Consider the following 17,300-nt stretch of genomic DNA (forward strand, 5'->3'; position numbering starts at 1 on the left):
ATTGTTAAATTTCGGCATAACTTTTAGATAAATTTTTTCCGAATGAAGCCTGATTTATTTGAAGCACCGGATTATTATAATCTTGACGATCTTCTTTCCGAAGAGCATAAGCTGGTAAGGGATGCTGCCCGCCAATGGGTAAAACGGGATATCTCCCCCATCATAGAGGAATACGCCCAAAAGGCAGAGTTTCCCAAACAGATTGTCAAAGGTCTGGCCGAAATAGGTGCTTTTGGTCCGTACATTCCAGAAGAATATGGAGGTGCGGGACTAGATCAGATCAGCTATGGTTTGATCATGCAGGAGATTGAACGGGGGGATAGCGGGGTGCGTTCCACAGCTTCGGTACAGTCTTCCTTGGTCATGTATCCCATTTTTGCCTACGGTTCCGAAGAACAGCGCAAGAAATATTTGCCCAAGTTGGCCACAGGGGAGTGGATGGGGTGTTTTGGGTTAACAGAGCCCAATCACGGATCCAATCCTGGTGGGATGGAAACCAAGTTCAAGGATATGGGAGACCATTACCTGTTGAACGGAGCAAAATTATGGATTTCCAATTCTCCCTTTGCCGATGTTGCCGTAGTTTGGGCCAAGAATGAAGAAGGTCGTATCCATGGTTTGATCGTGGAAAGGGGCATGGAAGGTTTTTCCACCCCGGAAACCCATAACAAATGGTCGCTTCGCGCTTCAGCTACGGGGGAACTTATTTTTGACAATGTAAAGGTGCCCAAAGAAAACCTGTTGCCCGGTAAGAGTGGGTTGGGTGCGCCGTTGGGCTGTTTGGATTCCGCTCGATATGGTATTGCCTGGGGAGCCATCGGAGCTGCCATGGATTGCTATGATACAGCCTTGCGATATGCCAAGGAGCGCATCCAATTTGGAAAACCCATAGCCGCCTATCAACTACAGCAAAAGAAATTGGCCGAAATGATCACCGAGATCACCAAGGCCCAGTTGTTGGCCTTTCGTTTGGGGCAATTAAAAAATGAAGGACGTGCCACCACGGCCCAAATTTCTATGGCCAAACGTAATAATGTGGACATGGCCCTAAAGATTGCCCGCGAGGCGAGACAGGTTCTGGGTGGAATGGGAATCACTGGGGAATATAGCATCATGCGCCACATGATGAATCTGGAAAGTGTGATTACCTACGAAGGTACCCATGACATCCATTTGTTGATCACTGGGGCTGATATTACCGGAATTCCTGCATTTAAATAATCGACACTATATTTTTTCAACCGTTACCTTGATGGATTTGCTGATAGGGGTTTGGCTCTTGTCCGCAAAATGGTTGTGGGGTACCAGCAGATTGGTTTCTGGAAAATAAGCGGCCATGTTCCCTTTGGGAATTTCATAAGGAATGACCAAAAATTGTTCTGCGGTCCGTTGGATACCATCATACTCGCTATGTAGATTCACAATATCCAGTTTTTTCAGTTGATGCTGTTCCAGATCATCTTGGTTCATGAACACCACGCGACGCTCATTGTGAACACCTCGATAGCGATCGTTCAATCCATAAATGGTGGTGTTGAACTGGTCATGGGACCGAATGGTCATCAGCAAGAATTCATTCATTTGTAGACCATGGTCCGGCAATGTATTGATGGTAAGCTGTGCCATGCCGTTGGGCAGCATTCTAAAGTCCCGTTCCCGTACATTGTTGGGCAGGTAATACCCAAACCCTTTGGATTGTTCACTGGTGTTTTTAAATCCCTTTACGGTTTTATCGATTAAACTTCGGATGAGGTCGTAATCCGCTCCCAAAGCCTCCCAGTCCATCGTATGTTTCCCTTTAAAATAGGTGTGGGCCATCAATGCGATGATTTCCGGTTCACTTTTGATATGCTCCGAAGCCGGTTTCAACAAACCTTTGCTTTGGCGGACTTTTCCCGTGCTGCTTTCCATGGTCAGAAATTGAAGGGAGCCGTTCTTCTCATCCTTCTCAGAGCGACCAAAAGTGGGAAGCAACAGCGCAGTTTTGCCCGTGATCAAATGACTGCGGTTGAGCTTGGTGCTGATCTGTACCGTTAAACTACAATTCTGAAGCGCTTTGGCCGTGTATGCCGTATCCGAAGCGGCCATTGCAAAATTCCCGCCCAGACAGACAAAGACCTTGGCCTTGTTTTCGTGCATGGCATGGATGGCCTCTACAACATCATACCCTCTTTGGGTCGGAGGCTCAAAACCGAGATGCTTCCGAATCCTATTGTTCAATCCTTCATTGACAAAGTGATGGATGCCCACTGAGCGGTCCCCTTGTACATTGCTATGTCCCCGAACAGGACAAGTGCCCGCAAATGGTTTCCCGATGGCTCCTTTCAGCAGTAAAATGTTCACATATTCCTGGATGCATTCCACGGCATTTTTATGTTGGGTGATGCCCATGGCCCAACAGATTACAATTTTGGAGTTTTCGGCCAATAACCGAACGGTCTTGTCAATTTTTCGCATGGAAACCCCAGTTCTCCGCTGAAGTGTTTCGTAATCGAAGTGCTCCAAATCTTTGAGCAGTTCATCATAGCCATCCACATATTCCACAATGAACTCATGGTTCAGAACAGTACTATTTTTGGCGTCGAGGGACACCAATTTCTTCAAGATCAGTTTGGCGAGTGCAATGTCCTCATTGATGCGAACAGGAAGGTGTAGGTCCGCAATGGGCTGCCCACTGCCCAACATATCCGAAACGTTTTGCGGATTTTTAAAGTTTACCAGTCCTGTTTCCGCCAAAGGGTTGATGCTAATGACTTTTCCCCCATTCTTTTTGCATTTTTCAAGGGCAGAGAGCATTCTGGGGTGATTGGTCCCCGGGTTTTGGCCCACGACCAAAATAACTTCGGCGCCATAGAGATCATCCAAGGTTACCGAACCTTTTCCAATGCCGAGGGTATCGGACAGTGCCACACCGGATGACTCATGGCACATATTGGAACAATCGGGCATGTTGTTGGTGCCCAAAGCGCGGGCAAACATGCCGTACAAATAGGCGGCTTCATTACTGGATCGTCCAGAGGTATAAAAAATGGCCTCATTGGGGTCGTTTAACTGATGGAGTTCATTAGATAGTAAATCAAAAGCCTCTTGCCATGCAATGGGCTCATAATGTACTTTTTCCGGTTTAAGGACCATGGGCTCTATGATCCGACCCAATTTGTTGAGTTCATAATCACTGAGTTGGGACAGCTCCTCCACGGAATGTTTGCTGAAAAACTCGGCACCTATATGTTCATGGGTGGCTTCGTCGGCCAAGGCCTTTGCCCCGTTTTCGCAATACTCCGCAATCTTGGAGGGGTGTTCAGGAACCGGCCAAGCGCAACTGGGACACCGAAAACCATCTTCTTGGTTCATTTCGAGCAAGGCCTTCATGGATCGTACAATGCCCATTTCCTTGAAACTGTGTCTCAAAGCTTCTTTTACCCCTAAAAAACCAGCGGCGGTATGCATAGGTTCCTTAAGGCGCAATCCGGTAAATTGGATATCGCCCGTGAGGGAAATATTTCGTTCAAATTCTTTTTCCATGGGGCTCAATGTTGCAGTTTGGGGTTGGGATAATTGTCCGATTGGTCTTCCAGGGTATTGTCCAGACAGGTAAAATCCTTCTCGAGGAGGAGGAGGAGTTCCGTCCCGTTCTTGGTGGTAAGAGTGTGTTCAAAGCCAACACGTTCATCCAAATCCCAGTTTTTTGCCAGCTGTTCAGAAACATTTAGGGTAATCCGGTTGTTTTCATACGAAGACGAGAGGGTCGGTTCAGTTTTACTGAGTTGTACGGCATAGCCGAATACATTTTCCCCGAAAGAGGTGGTCTCCATAAAAAAACCTTTTTCACAAAGCTGTTTTACTTCGCTCTGGGTCAGTCTAAAACGTACCGAATTGCCTCGTATCCTAATTTTCATTGAAGTTGATTTACTAGGTAATTTAGCAAAAATCGAGTACTTTGAGGCATGTTTGCGTTGGTGGATTGCAATAACTTCTATGCGTCATGTGAGCGGGCCTTTCAGCCTCAGTTCAATAACATCCCTGTGGCCATTCTCTCCAATAATGACGGTTGCTTTATCTCGCGTAGCGATGAGGCCAAGAAATTGGGCCTCCCCATGGCGGCCCCGGCATTCAAGTACAGGAAGTTCTGTGAAGAAAACGGGATAAAGGTATTCTCGTCAAACTATCCTTTGTACGGCGATATGAGTACCCGGGTGATGAATATTTTGGGAACGTTTACCCCGGACATGGAAGTATATAGCATTGATGAGGCCTTTTTAAAGTTTGATGGATTCCAGGACTATGATTTTGAGGCATATGGAAGGGAGATGCAATACAAGGTGCAAAAAAGCACAGGAATCCCGATCAGTATAGGCATAGCACCGACCAAGGCACTGGCCAAGGTGGCCAACAAGATTGCCAAAAAATTAAAATCCCGGACCGGAGGAGTTTTTGTGATCCAATCCGAAGAGGGGCGAATAAAAGCACTCAAATGGTCAAAAATAGAGACGGTTTGGGGTATTGGCCACGGAAACTTAAAACGACTTCAGACCCGAAACGTAAAGAATGCCTTTGATTTTACCCAGTTGCCCGATGAGTGGGTGAGAAAGCAAATGGCCATTGTTGGGTTGCGGTTGAAAAAAGACTTGGAGGGCATACCTACCTTGGATTTGGAAAATGATGCCCGGGACAAAAAAGCAATTGCCACCACGCGAAGTTTTGAACGGACCTATTCCGATATCGAGGATATTCGGGAGCGGATTTCCACCTTTGCCAGCAGTTGCGCCGAAAAACTACGGGCCCAAGAGAGCAGTTGTAACCATATTGTGGTCATTTTAAGAAGTGACCGACATAAGCAGGATGAGCCCCAAGACAGGGGTACGGCCATTATAACCTTGCCCTACGCTACGGATTCCAGCCTTACCATAAGTCGTTATGCGGTTAAGGCGGTGGATACCATTTTCAAAGCCGGGATCAAGTACAAAAGGGCAGGGGTAATCGTATCTGGTCTGATTCCCACCAACGAGCGTCAGTTGGACCTGTTTTCATCAGAAAATCCAAAACACCATAAAATCATGGAGGTGATGGACAACATGAATGATAGGTATGGGGACTATAAAATGAAAATAGCCAATCAAGATTTAAAACGGACCTGGAAAATGCGCCAAGAGCATCTTTCCCCAAGATATACAACGGACATCAATGACATCATTGTAGTAAAATGACCTCAAAAAAACCTCAAGAAACCAATTCGCTCACGTTTTTTACCCCAGATGATGAGCTAAGTTTGGGTATTCCCATTTCTAGAAATACCGTCTCCGCAGGGTTTCCATCCCCGGCCGAGGACTTCAAGCAGAAACGGATCAGTCTGGACAAGACCTTGGTCAAAAACAAGGAAGCCACGTTTTATGCAAGGGTCAGTGGGCAATCCATGACCGGGGCAGGGCTCGATGATGGTGATTTATTGATCATTGACAGAAGCTTGGAAGCGGAAAACGGAAAAATAGCAGTTTGTTTTTTGGAAGGGGAATTCACCGTAAAACGATTGCTGATGGAAAAGGATTCCATCACACTGATGCCGGAAAACAATGCGTATAAGCCTATCAAGGTATCCAAGGATAGCGACTTGTTGATATGGGGGATAGTGACTTACGTTATAAAGGCGGTTTGATGAAAAAAATCGTCTCCAATCCCATTAATCGAAAACCTTTGCTATCTTTGTCCCGTTGTGTTGGATTCCAGTCGCGACGATTGGAATCAGGTTGAAGCATCAGACCGATGCTTGCCAATGAAAGGCTTTCCGTTTGGAAGGCTTTTTTTGTTTGTGAAACCCGATTTTGATTGTAATTCAAGATTGATGGTTGAACAAATTCCGAAGTAGGTCGGAATCTTCACCTTATGAATTTAAGTAATAGTGTGTCACCTCGAGCGCAGTCGAGAGGTCTTATTGTCTGCGGTATCAACTTCGCTTGTCCCACAGAGGATAAACGGTTAATGGAAGTTTGTGCAATTCGTGTCGAACCACTACCCTTGATGAAGATTCTTTGCTTAGTTCTGAATGACAATTGGATTTCTCAATCGTCGCTGTGCTCCTCATCTCGAAATGACAGGTTAATTCTCTTTTTATGATAGTGTCATTTCGAACCCCTGTCCCGAGCATGCGAGGGAGCTAAGGGAGCGTGAGAAATCTCTAACCAGATATTCATTTAAATAAGGGTCTCGACTGCGCTCGACCTGACACAAACCAATCAACTGCCCGAAACACTATGCGCCACATAATGCATCAAGGAAGCAGCCAATTTTGCCGTCTGTCCATCAATATCATACTTGGGATTCATCTCGGCAATGTCCAAGCTGATCAGCTTTCCAGAACCTATGATCGTTTTCAAACATTCCAAAACAATGTGGGGGGTAAAGCCCATGGGAGAAGCGGCACTTACCCCTGGCGCGTAGGCCGATGAAAATCCGTCCAAATCGATGGTTACATAAATGTGGTCCACATTTTTCGCAAAGGCATTGATCCATGTGGTGATTTCCTCCAAAAATGGGATTTGGAAGGTGTCAATAAGAATATAATTGGCTTTAAGGTCACGGGCGGTTTCAAATAGAATACGGTCATTTGCATCTTTTCGAATACCCAAACAGAGATAGTTAAAATCGATGGCCTCCTTTTGGCAACCCTTGGCAATCTGGTAAAAAGGCGTTCCCGAATTGCTTTGCTCCGAATTTTTCCGCAAATCAAAATGTGCATCAAAATTAATGATGCCAATGGTCTGTCCTTCTTTTTTGCTGTCCAAATAGGTTTTGATACCCTTGTAGTGGCCGTAGGCCATATCATGCCCACCTCCCAAAACGATGGGAAACTGTTTTTTCTCCAAAAGAGTAGTAACTGCTTCAGCAAGTTGTTCCTGGGCAGACTCCATATCGCTATGGGTGCAGGTAATGGAGCCTACATCCTGCAATAATACATGACTGGCCAGATGATTGGGCATTTTCCCAAAACTACTTTTAATGGTGTCCGGGCCATCCGCTGCGCCAACCCTACCTTGATTACGACGGACTCCTTCATCACAGGCATAGCCCAAAAGCGCAATCGTTTTTTTCTGGGCTTCCGGTAGTTCTTCCAAGGGCGTACAATGCACTTTTTCATGTAGGTATAACCACTTATTGGAAATTCTTCCTGTCCAAAGGTCTTTTTTCGGGGGAGTATAGTGTTTCATCACATTAAAAAAGGTCGTCCAATATATCAGTCTCTACAAGATAGGGCAAAGTTACTGTTAAATCCGGGGTGCGTTCCATTTCTCGTTCAATGGCAAAGCGGGCTTCTTTGTTTCTGCCCCAACTTCTGCGGGAAATCCCATTGTTGACATCAAAGAACAGCATTTTCTTCAATCGGTTCGAAGCTTCTTTGGAACCATCGAGTACCATGCCAAATCCTCCATTGATCACTTCGCCCCAACCTACACCACCGCCATTATGGATGGAAACCCAAGTGGCTCCCCTAAAACTATCGCCAATCACATTTTGAATGGCCATATCGGCGGTAAACTTGCTACCGTCGTAAATATTGCTCGTCTCCCGAAAAGGAGAATCGGTTCCGCTTACATCGTGATGATCACGTCCCAAAACCACGGGGGCACTTATTTCTCCCTTGGCAATTGCTGTGTTGAAAGCATCGGCAATCTTGCTTCGGCCCTCGGCATCGGCATAAAGGATTCGCGCTTGTGAACCCACTACCAATTGGTTCTGTTCCGCTTCCGAGATCCATTTGATGTTGTCCTGCATTTGTTGTTGTATTTCTTCGGGAGCTTCGGATTTTATCTTTTTCATCACCTCAAGGGCAATGGCATCCGTTTTTTGAAGATCCTTTGGATTGCCCGAGGTACAAACCCATCGGAATGGCCCAAATCCGTAGTCGAAACACATGGGTCCCAAAATATCCTGCACGTAGGACGGATACCTGAAATCGATATGGTTTTCGGCCATCACATCACCACCCGCTCGGGAAACTTCCAATAAAAAGGCATTGCCATAATCAAAAAAGTAGGTGCCTTTGGCGGTGTGTTTGTTGATGGCATTGATTTGTCGTCGAAGTGATTCCTGCACTTTTTCCTTGAAAACCTCTGGATGTTCTACCATCATGGCGTTGGATGCTTCAAAAGAAAGTCCAACAGGATAGTAACCACCTGCCCAAGGATTGTGCAAGGAGGTTTGGTCTGACCCCAAGTGCACAAAAATGTTCTCTTCGTAAAACCGCTCCCAAACATCTACCACATTACCGATGTAAGCCAAGGAAACCACTTCTTTGTTTTCAACAGCTTCCTTTGTGCGAACCACCAATAGATCTAAATCCACCAACAACTCATCAACCCAACCTTGGTCGTGGCGTTTTTTGGCCGCTTCGGTGTTGACCTCTGCACAAATAGTGATACCGCCTGCAATATTTCCGGCCTTGGGTTGAGCGCCACTCATCCCTCCAAGTCCAGCGGTCAAGAAAATCTTGCCTTCGGGGGATTCATTTTTCCGCAAGACTTTCCTAAAGGCATTCATGACCGTGATGGCCGTTCCGTGGACAATACCTTGTGGCCCGATGTACATATAGGAGCCTGCGGTCATTTGCCCGTATTGGGTGACGCCAAGCGCGTTGTATTTCTCCCAATCATCGGGTTGAGAATAGTTGGGAATCATCATTCCGTTAGTAACTACCACTTTTGGCGCTTCTTTAGAAGATGGAAAAAGTCCCATCGGATGACCCGAATACATGTGCAAGGTCTGTTCCTCGGTCATTTCCGCCAAATATTTCATTGTGAGCAGATATTGTGCCCAATTTTGGAACACTGCTCCATTTCCTCCATAAGTGATGAGTTCCTGAGGATGTTGTGCCACGGCAGGGTCCAAATTATTCTGGATCATGAGCATAATGGCTGCTGCCTGATGCGTTTTCGCTGGGTAATCCGAAATAGGTCGTGCATACATTTCATAATTGGGCTTGAACCGATGCATATAAATACGACCATAGGTTTTTAACTCCTCGGCAAATTCTAGAGCCAGCTCTTTATGCCAAGCCTCAGGAAAATATCGCAGTGCATTCTGCACGGCCAGTTTTTTCTCTTCTTTGGAAAGAATGTCTTTCCGTTTTGGAGCTGGATTACCATTTTTTGGATAGGTTTTGGTGACAGGTAATTCCGAAGGGATTCCTTGAAGAATTTGTGATTTGAAATGATCTTTTTTCATTGGTTTAAAGAATGATTTGTCATTCCTGCGAAAGCAGGAATCCAAAATAGGGTAGTGGATTCCGCATCTAGCTTCGACTACGTTCAGCAACCGTGAGGAATGACAAAGTTATTTGCAAACGTTAATTCCTTTTTTCCATACGGCACTTGGTTTTAATTGCCCTTGGTGATAGGTAATTTCTTGATAATTATCGGTTGGGAAAACCACAAAATCTGCTAGTGCACCGGTTTCCAGTTTTCCTCGGTCTGCCATTCGTAATGCCGCGGCCGCTCTAAAGGTGATTCCAGAAAGTACTTCGGTGTTAGATAGCTTCTCAAAAGTTCCCAAAATACTGGCTTGGGTCAACAGGTCGCCCATGGGAGCTGATCCTGGATTGTGGTCACTGGCAATGGACAAAGCACCGCCAGTATCCAAAATTTTGCGGGCAGGGGTGTAAGCGCATCCCAAACCGAGAGATGCTCCCGGCAAAGCTGTGGCAATGGTATTACTCTTGGCCAACAATTGAATTTCCTTTTCGGTGCTGGCTTCCAAATGGTCGGCACTCACGGCATCAAAATCTACGGCTACTTGACTGCCTCCTGTGGTAAATTGGTCGGCATGTACAGTGATATCGAATCCCATTTCCTTTGCTTTTTGAAAATAGGGTTTGATTTCTTCTGGAGAAAAAGCGCTTTCCTCTACAAAGGCATCCACGCGATTGGCTAGGTTTTCTGCTTTGATGATGGGAAACAATTCGTTTATGATAACATCCAAATAATCCTTCTCTTGATGCCAATCTTTAGGTTTCATATGGGCCGCTAAACAGGTAGGGACTAACGTCGCATTTGAAGTTTCATTCGCCTGTTTGATGGCGCGTAGCATTTTTAGTTCTTCATTAACCGAAAGCCCGTAACCACTTTTTACCTCGATGGTGGTGACGCCATTTTTGAGGTGCTTTTTACTTCTGGAAATGATGTTTTTCACTAACTCTGCCTGTGATGCTTTTCGGGTTTGGGTCACCGTATCCCAGATGCCGCCACCGGCTTTGGCAATTTCCAAATAGGTTTTTCCAGCATTTCTGTAAGCATAGTCGCGGGCCCGACTGCCTCCAAAACAAATATGGGTATGGGAGTCCACAAATCCGGGTAGACAAACATGGTCTCCTTCAATATGGTGAATGTCGACATCATTGGATTTTAAATCCTCAAAAACGCCTACTTTGAGAATTTTTCCTTCGGAAACCAGAATTCCTCCATTTTCAATGATGGGTAGTTGCTCATCTTTGAGCGCTCCCTTTAAAGGAAGTCCCGTCATGGGTAGCAATTGGGCAAAGGGTCCTATTAAGAGTGGTTTGTTCATGCTAGTATGTTTCAAATTCATCAAGATGGGGTGCATCCCAAGTCAGTTCTTTTTCTTTCATGACCGATTCCACCAAATCAATGATCTCTCGATTTTGAATGATTTCGATTCCTTTTTCGATGTCATCCGCAAAAACGCGGTCGTTCTTGGCAAAAGCAACCTTGGTTCTCAGGAAAGTATGGATTTCGTCCAACAGAACACCCGATTTTAAAGGTTTTCTGTACTCAAATGCCTGAGCTGAGGTCAGTAATTCGATGGCAAGGATTTTCTCTACGTTGTTAATGATATTGAGTGCCTTTCTACCGCTGATGGAACCCATGCTCACATGGTCTTCCTGCCCCAATGAGGTGGGAATGCTATCGGCACTTGCAGGGAAACACAAGCTTTTGTTCTCACTGGCCAAGGCAGCGGAAGTGTACTGCAAAATCATATAGCCTGAATTGATACCCGTATCGTGCATCAACAATTTGGGAACTCCAGGGCTGTTGCCTTCCAATGCAAGATAGATGCGTCGGTCAGAAATATTTCCAATTTCCGAAGCGGCCAAAGCGGCATAATCTAAAGCCATGGCCAAAGGCTGTCCGTGGAAATTACCACCGCTGATGGTAAGTTCATCATTGATAATGACAGGGTTATCGGTCACTGAGTTGAGTTCGATTTCCAAAAGCTCTTTCAAATGAAGCCAAGCATTGCGTGAGGCACCATGCACTTGGGGCATACAGCGGAGGGAGTAGGGGTCCTGCACCCGTTCACAATCAATATGGTCTTCCAAAATTTCTGAACCTTGGAGCAATGTTCTGATTCTACCTGCCACATGTTGGTTGCCTTTAAAAGGACGTAATTCATGCAACTCTTTGAAAAATGGTTTCATGGAGCCTTGTAATCCTTCGAGCATCATGGCGCCGATAATATCGGCATGGCGTAAACAATGTTGTAGTTTGTGAACGACCATCACTCCATGGGCGGCAATAAATTGGGTTCCATTGATCAATGCAAGCCCTTCTTTTGGGCCTAATTCCAATGGTTGTAATCCAGTTTGCTTAAAAAGTTCCTGGGTTGGGATGGTCTTTTCTTGGTATTCCACCTTACCTAAACCAATCAGTGGGAGGAATAGATGGGAGAGGGGAGCCAAATCCCCTGAAGCCCCAACCGAACCTTGAGAGGGAACTACGGGAATGGCATCGTTTTCCAAATGCCATAGCATGCGTTGCAGGGTGGTTTCGGCAATGCCTGAATAGCCTTTGGCCAAAGCATGGATTTTAAGAATCAGCATGATTTTAGCCAATTCGGTGGAAATGGGGTCTCCCACACCCACACTATGACTTTGCAGTATATTGGATTGAAGGATTTTAGTGTCGGCTTTGGATATCTTGGTATTGCATAAAGGCCCAAAACCCGTGTTGATGCCATATACCGTATCGCCCTTTTCCACGATACGCTGCACCCGCTGGTAACTGGCATTTACATTTTTCAGACATTCATCAGAGAAAATGCCTTTGATGGAACCTTTGGCCAAACCCAAAGCTATGCTTGCAGTTAAATGGTCCTCGCCAAATTGAAATGTTTGGTCTATCGTCATGCTTTTGAATTAATTCACTAACTGATTATTCGTAATCAATCCTATTGATAAAAAGGTGTCAGGTCGAGCGCAGTCGAGACCTTATTTTTAGGGCAGTGGGTTCAATTACTTCTCGACTGCGCTCGAAGTGACAGCGAATGAATATTGATTACTGTCAATCAAATTTACAGATTAGGTTTAATAATTACCAATACTTATTTTTGTAATAATCGATAAGTATGAATTATCAAATAGAGCTTCGACATTTCATTTATTTTTTGGCCGTGGCCGAAGAACTCCACTACAGAAAAGCGGCGGAAAGGTTGTTTATCTCCCAACCAGGTCTGAGTACGCAAATCAAACAGATGGAAGAGATATTGGGAACCCAACTTTTTGTGAGGGATAAAAAGAAGGTGAGTCTGACCCCTGCGGGAGAGTTTTTAAAAAAAGAGGTGGAGTTTATCCTGAACCATCTGGACCAAACCAAAAAGCATGTAAAACTTATTGGCGATGGACAATTGGGAGAGGTGCGCATTGGCTTTTTGGGTTCTGCCATGCAAAATGTGGTCCCCAATTTATTATTGGGATTGAAGGAGAAATATCCCACGGTACACACCACTTTGGAAGAACTGTCCAACCGGGCGCAGATCAATGCGATATTGGCGGATCGTTTGGATTTGGGCTTCGTGCGATTGTCCCGCGTACCCAAAGGATTGGATGTGAAACCGGTTTTTGAGGATACCTTTTCCTTGGTCTTGCCCGAGGATCATCCTTTGGAGGCAAAGCATTTTAAGAATATCAATCAGGTAGCGGATGAAGATTTTATCCTTTTTTCCCAAGACTACAGCCCAATGTATTACGATACGGTGCTGAGTATTTGTGAGGATAGCGGCTTTGTACCCCATGTTTCACACAAATCGGTACATGCACAGACCATTTTTAAACTGGTGGAAAATAAATTGGGGATTGCCATTGTGCCGACTACCCTTCAACATGGGTTTCAGATGAAGGTGAAGTTCATAGAAATGAAAAAAATAACACAACGCGCGGTGTTGAGCATGGTCTGGAAAACGGACAATAGAAATCCGGCGCTCCAAAAATGTATGGATTTGCTCATGAAATTATGATGGGAATCTTTTGGGAAGTACCTTTGGATTTCATCTTAAAGAATGGCTATGATTTTTGACTTGATAAAAGAACGGAGAAGTATTTTTCCTGCCCAGTATATTGATAAGCCCATCGCCAAGGTAACCTTGGAAAAAATCTTGGAAGCCGCTAATTGGGCTCCTACCCATAAAAAGACCGAACCTTGGCGCTTCAAGGTGTTGACAGGGGATAAGAAGCAAGAGTTGGGTATTTTTCTTTCCAATAAATATGAAGAAACGGACCCCAATCCAAAGCAAATAAAGATTAAAAAGCTACAATTTAATCCATCCAATTCGGGAGCGGTGATTGCCATTTGTATGCAGCGGGACCCAAAAGAGAGCCTCCCGGAATGGGAGGAAATCGCCTCCGTGGCCATGGCCGTCCAAAATATGTGGTTGTGCTGTACGGAACTGGGTATCGGCTGTTATTGGTCTTCTCCCGGACTTATTAAATACATGGATGAATTCTTCAATTTGAATGACGGAGAAAAATGTTTGGGCTTTTTCTATATGGGCCATTATGAAGGAGATGTGGAATCTTCCGATAGAACTCCAATTACAGAAAAAGTAGAGTGGTTGGATTAACTGAAAGTGAAAATATCACCCGCATATTTTACGGCAATGTAAACGTAAAATATAGCGTAGAAAACAGTCAGTACCAATTTCATGAAGGTGCCCGTTAAAAAACCCAAAAATGAACCAAAAGCCGCCTTAAGGGCGGTTTTTTGATTGGCCTTGTTCAATAATTCGCCCACCAAGGCACCAATAAAGGGCCAAATGATGATTCCGAATGGGCCAAAAACCGGAAAAAAGATGGCCACCAGTAACCCAACGATGGTACCCCACATGCCCGCCTTGCTTCCTCCGAACTTTTTGGTGCCCATGGCGGGAATCACGTAGTCCAGAACTGTGATAGTGATAGCTATGACAAAAGTGATTCCAAGAATCCACCAATTATCGGGGACTGCCTTGGTCAGATACAATAGCAATAGTCCAACCCAACTTATGGGCGGTCCGGGGAGTACAGGCAAAAAACTGCCCAATATCCCAACCAGCATCAGAACAAATCCCAAAATCAATAAGACAATATCCATGGTATGGTGTTTATGGTTAGACAAATGTAGGACACAATTGTTACAAAGAAAGTGGAATAAAACCGACTTGGTAAAGATTTCGTAAGTAGATTTGAAACGCCGGAAGTTATGCTTTTGAAACCGATACCGACATATTCCAAATCGAGACTCACACGAGCAAGCTGCCTTGCACTATGCCTATTTTATTTGTTGGGACTTTTCAATGGACTTTTAATTGAAGTATTGCACGAGGTATCCCATGCACTGGATGCCAGCACCCATCAACATGGGAATGAGGAACACCATAGCTTTTTTGCAAATCATCAAACAATTGATTATTCGTCCTTGGAAGCCATGGCAGGCCACTCGCACGAAGCTTTGGAGGCCTTAAAGGATTTATTGGAGGCCAATCAGCCTGATGAACAAAAGTCGAAAGATGAAGTCCTCTTTAAATTAGACAAACATTTTAGTGAAGAAACCCGTATTACATCGGAAATATATACGTTGGAAGTCAATGATAGAAATTGGGCGTACCAAGGCATAACTTCTTTTTGGCGCCAAAATGTGATTACGCCTCCTCCTAAATATTGCTGAAAAAGGCTAGGCCAAATTTTTTTGAACAGGTTCCAATCTTCTTTGGAATGGGTCTAGTGTTCTTAAGGTTCAGATCTATTTATATAAATCAAATTAAAAAGACAACGACATGAAATATTTTATGGCGGTATGTTCCCTATTTGTCATGGGGGCAATTGCCGCGCAAGATTATAAGGGTCAATTGGTAACTGCCGATGGCTCCCCGTTGGAAGATGCGGGCATATTCAATAAGACCAATGGCCAACACAGCCATACCGATGGTACCGGACATTTTGTTCTGGACCGTACTTCGGTGAGCGATACCATTTATTTTTCACGGTTAGGGTATGCCACTCAAACTAGGGTAGTGAGTGCTCAAGATTTACAGCAACCCGTTCGGATCGTGCTCAATGAAAGTTCCATTTCCTTGGACCAAGTGGTTTTGGTTTCCGAGGTGAACGCTTTGAGCCGTTTGGTGGATGTGGATGTAAAGGCCGACCCGGTAAAATCATCACAGGAAATCCTGAGAAAAGTCCCCGGCTTGATCATAGGGCAACATGCCGGAGGTGGAAAGGCAGAGCAAATATTTTTGCGTGGTTTTGATGTGGACCATGGGACCGATGTGGCCATCAATGTGGATGGGATGCCGGTGAATATGGTATCACATGCCCACGGTCAGGGGTATGCCGACCTTCACTTTGTAATTCCGGAAACCATTGAAAACGTCAACTTTGGCAAGGGACCGTACTATATGGAGCAAGGCGATTTCAACACGGCCGGTTATGTGGATTTAAGACTGAGAAAAAGCTTGCAAAACAGTATGGTATCCACAGAAGTGGGACAGTTTGATACGCGACGGTTTTTGGGGATGTTCAATGTGTTGGAGCAAGGGAATAGCAGTGCCTATTTGGCATCCGAGCTGTATCTGACCAATGGCCCGGTGGAATCGCCACAGAATTTTAATCGCCTTAATATTTTGGGAAGATATCGCTATGCCTTGCCCGGCGATCAGGAATTGTTGTTGACCGCTTCGCATTTTCAAAGCAAGTGGGATGCCTCGGGACAGATTCCGCAACGAGCTGTTGATCAAGGATTGATAAGTCGGTTTGGCTCCATTGACGATACCGAAGGAGGGCAGACCAGCCGGACCAATTTTGTGGTGAACCACAATAAAAATCTAAACGATGGGAAATCGCTCAACACCATGGCTTTTTTGTCGCACTACGATTTTGAACTGTACTCCAACTTTACCTTTTTCTTGGACGACCCAGTAAACGGAGATCAAATCAAACAATATGAAGACCGCTTGATGCTGGGGGCCAGGACCGTATTTAAAAATAATACGGCGCAATTAGGGTCCACCAATTTCAAGTATCAGGCAGGAGTAGGGTTTCGGTACGACAATGTGGATGACAATGAACTTTCGCACACCTTGAACCGTCAAGAGCTTTTGGAGCGTTTGGCCTATGGTGATGTGGATGAAGTAAATACCTATGCGTTTGCCGGGGCAGCATTCAAATCCGGGAAATTTACATTTGAACCTGCCTTACGGTTGGATTATTTCAAGTTTGATTATGTGAACAAGCTCAGTGAACTGTATGATAACCGAAGTGAGGAAAAAGTAGCCTTCAGTCCCAAGTTCAATACTATTTTTAGCCCAACGGCAAACACCCAGTTCTTCCTCAAAACAGGAATGGGATTCCATTCCAACGATGCCAGGGTCGTAGTGGCCAATCAAGGCGAGGATATTCTTCCCACGGCCTATGGTGTGGATTTGGGAACCATCATAAAACCGGCTGATAAATTGGTCTTGAATGCTACTTTATGGAGCTTGTTCTTAGATCAAGAGTTTGTGTATGTGGGAGATGCTGGAGTGGTGGAGCCTAGTGGCAAGACGCGGCGATTGGGATTGGAAGTGGGGGCCAGATACCAACCTTTTGAGGGACTCTACCTCTATACCGATGCCAATTATACCCATGCCAGAAGTACTGAAGAGGCCGATGGGGAAGATTATATTCCTTTGGCCCCGGATTTTACCGTGGTAGGTGGATTTACTGCAGGAACCGACCAAGGGTTTTCAGGGGGACTTAATTACAGATATGTGGACGACAGACCGGCCAACGAGGACAATTCCATTGTGGCCAACGGCTATTTTGTGACCGATGCCACCCTGAACTACGGCCTCAACAATTGGACGTTCAGTGTGATTGTGGAAAACCTGTTCGACACGCAATGGAATGAGACCCAATTTGCTACTGAGAGTAGACTGTTCAGTGAACCTAGCCCCGTGGAAGAGATACATTTTACCCCGGGAATGCCTTTTTATCTTCGAGGGAAGGTCAGTCTTACCTTCTAAAGAAAAATCCGCTGGGGAGGTATACTTCAGCGGATTCTTTT

Annotated in this window: 14 protein-coding genes; 7 read left to right on the forward strand and 7 right to left on the reverse strand. The window is 45.2% G+C overall.

Features of this window, described 5'->3' with window-relative positions; genetic code table 11:
- The first annotated feature begins 42 nt into the window (after positions 1-42).
- Positions 43-1,221 (forward strand): acyl-CoA dehydrogenase family protein, encoded by a 1,179-nt coding sequence (locus ACPD8L_RS14160; protein WP_421810763.1) that lies wholly within the window; start codon positions 43-45, stop codon positions 1,219-1,221.
- Between the two features lie 6 nt (positions 1,222-1,227).
- On the opposite strand, the gene ACPD8L_RS14165 is transcribed toward ACPD8L_RS14160, so the two are convergent.
- The gene (locus tag ACPD8L_RS14165) at positions 1,228-3,525 is read right to left on the reverse strand and encodes an FdhF/YdeP family oxidoreductase (RefSeq protein ID WP_423943968.1); all 2,298 of its coding nucleotides are present in this window, start codon (positions 3,523-3,525) and stop codon (positions 1,228-1,230) included.
- Between the two features lie 5 nt (positions 3,526-3,530).
- Positions 3,531-3,899, reverse strand: coding sequence for a DUF7009 family protein (locus tag ACPD8L_RS14170; RefSeq protein ID WP_421810765.1), 369 nt, complete (start codon positions 3,897-3,899; stop codon positions 3,531-3,533).
- A 48-nt stretch (positions 3,900-3,947) separates the two neighbouring features.
- On the opposite strand from ACPD8L_RS14170, the gene ACPD8L_RS14175 reads away from it, so the two are divergent.
- Complete coding sequence (locus ACPD8L_RS14175) at positions 3,948-5,207, forward strand: Y-family DNA polymerase (RefSeq protein ID WP_423943970.1); 1,260 nt, start codon at positions 3,948-3,950, stop codon at positions 5,205-5,207.
- Positions 5,204-5,653 carry a LexA family protein gene (locus ACPD8L_RS14180; RefSeq protein ID WP_116217093.1) on the forward strand — a complete coding sequence of 150 codons (450 nt, stop codon included), beginning with the start codon at positions 5,204-5,206 and terminating at the stop codon, positions 5,651-5,653. Before ACPD8L_RS14175 ends, ACPD8L_RS14180 begins: the two co-directional genes overlap by 4 nt.
- Positions 5,654-6,230: 577 nt before the next feature.
- Here ACPD8L_RS14180 and hutG read toward each other — a convergent pair.
- The 4 genes from hutG to hutH form a co-directional block, all read right to left on the reverse strand.
- Positions 6,231-7,202, reverse strand: a complete 972-nt coding sequence (hutG, locus tag ACPD8L_RS14185; RefSeq protein ID WP_423943972.1) for a formimidoylglutamase — start codon at positions 7,200-7,202, stop codon at positions 6,231-6,233.
- Between the two features lie 4 nt (positions 7,203-7,206).
- Positions 7,207-9,216, reverse strand: a complete 2,010-nt coding sequence (locus ACPD8L_RS14190; protein WP_423943974.1) for a urocanate hydratase — start codon at positions 9,214-9,216, stop codon at positions 7,207-7,209.
- 108 nt (positions 9,217-9,324) lie between these two features.
- Positions 9,325-10,554, reverse strand: coding sequence for an imidazolonepropionase (gene hutI / locus ACPD8L_RS14195; protein WP_423943977.1), 1,230 nt, complete (start codon positions 10,552-10,554; stop codon positions 9,325-9,327).
- Between the two features lies 1 nt (position 10,555).
- Positions 10,556-12,133 carry a histidine ammonia-lyase gene (gene hutH / locus ACPD8L_RS14200; RefSeq protein ID WP_423943979.1) on the reverse strand — a complete coding sequence of 526 codons (1,578 nt, stop codon included), beginning with the start codon at positions 12,131-12,133 and terminating at the stop codon, positions 10,556-10,558.
- 218 nt (positions 12,134-12,351) lie between these two features.
- On the opposite strand from hutH, the gene ACPD8L_RS14205 reads away from it, so the two are divergent.
- Positions 12,352-13,239 carry a LysR family transcriptional regulator gene (locus ACPD8L_RS14205; protein WP_421810771.1) on the forward strand — a complete coding sequence of 296 codons (888 nt, stop codon included), beginning with the start codon at positions 12,352-12,354 and terminating at the stop codon, positions 13,237-13,239.
- Positions 13,240-13,287: 48 nt separating this feature from the next.
- On the forward strand, positions 13,288-13,842 hold the full coding sequence (locus ACPD8L_RS14210; RefSeq protein WP_421810772.1) for a nitroreductase family protein: 555 nt from the start codon (positions 13,288-13,290) through the stop codon (positions 13,840-13,842).
- Here the strand turns inward: ACPD8L_RS14210 and ACPD8L_RS14215 are convergent.
- Complete coding sequence (locus ACPD8L_RS14215; RefSeq protein ID WP_116217100.1) at positions 13,839-14,351, reverse strand: DUF456 domain-containing protein; 513 nt, start codon at positions 14,349-14,351, stop codon at positions 13,839-13,841. The genes ACPD8L_RS14210 and ACPD8L_RS14215 overlap by 4 nt on opposite strands.
- A 186-nt stretch (positions 14,352-14,537) precedes the next feature.
- Between ACPD8L_RS14215 and ACPD8L_RS14220 the strand changes: the two genes are divergently transcribed.
- Both ACPD8L_RS14220 and ACPD8L_RS14225 read left to right on the forward strand, forming a co-directional pair.
- A complete protein-coding gene (locus ACPD8L_RS14220; protein WP_423943983.1) occupies positions 14,538-14,924 on the forward strand; it encodes a hypothetical protein in 387 nt (128 codons plus the stop codon).
- A gap of 109 nt (positions 14,925-15,033) precedes the next feature.
- Complete coding sequence (locus ACPD8L_RS14225; protein WP_423943986.1) at positions 15,034-17,259, forward strand: TonB-dependent receptor; 2,226 nt, start codon at positions 15,034-15,036, stop codon at positions 17,257-17,259.
- Positions 17,260-17,300: the final 41 nt, after the last annotated feature.

This window comes from Flagellimonas algicida (genome assembly GCF_049629585.1).
GTDB lineage: Bacteria > Bacteroidota > Bacteroidia > Flavobacteriales > Flavobacteriaceae > Flagellimonas.

Coding starts and splice junctions, on each gene's coding strand:
- hutH (WP_423943979.1), bottom strand. CDS start 12,133: ATGACGATAGACCAAACATTTCAATTTGGCGAGGACCATTTAACTGCA.
- ACPD8L_RS14165 (WP_423943968.1), bottom strand. CDS start 3,525: ATGGAAAAAGAATTTGAACGAAATATTTCCCTCACGGGCGATATCCAA.
- ACPD8L_RS14215 (WP_116217100.1), bottom strand. CDS start 14,351: ATGGATATTGTCTTATTGATTTTGGGATTTGTTCTGATGCTGGTTGGG.
- ACPD8L_RS14205 (WP_421810771.1), top strand. CDS start 12,352: ATGAATTATCAAATAGAGCTTCGACATTTCATTTATTTTTTGGCCGTG.
- ACPD8L_RS14175 (WP_423943970.1), top strand. CDS start 3,948: ATGTTTGCGTTGGTGGATTGCAATAACTTCTATGCGTCATGTGAGCGG.
- ACPD8L_RS14190 (WP_423943974.1), bottom strand. CDS start 9,216: ATGAAAAAAGATCATTTCAAATCACAAATTCTTCAAGGAATCCCTTCG.
- hutI (WP_423943977.1), bottom strand. CDS start 10,554: ATGAACAAACCACTCTTAATAGGACCCTTTGCCCAATTGCTACCCATG.
- ACPD8L_RS14170 (WP_421810765.1), bottom strand. CDS start 3,899: ATGAAAATTAGGATACGAGGCAATTCGGTACGTTTTAGACTGACCCAG.
- ACPD8L_RS14180 (WP_116217093.1), top strand. CDS start 5,204: ATGACCTCAAAAAAACCTCAAGAAACCAATTCGCTCACGTTTTTTACC.
- ACPD8L_RS14210 (WP_421810772.1), top strand. CDS start 13,288: ATGATTTTTGACTTGATAAAAGAACGGAGAAGTATTTTTCCTGCCCAG.
- hutG (WP_423943972.1), bottom strand. CDS start 7,202: ATGAAACACTATACTCCCCCGAAAAAAGACCTTTGGACAGGAAGAATT.
- ACPD8L_RS14160 (WP_421810763.1), top strand. CDS start 43: ATGAAGCCTGATTTATTTGAAGCACCGGATTATTATAATCTTGACGAT.
- ACPD8L_RS14225 (WP_423943986.1), top strand. CDS start 15,034: ATGAAATATTTTATGGCGGTATGTTCCCTATTTGTCATGGGGGCAATT.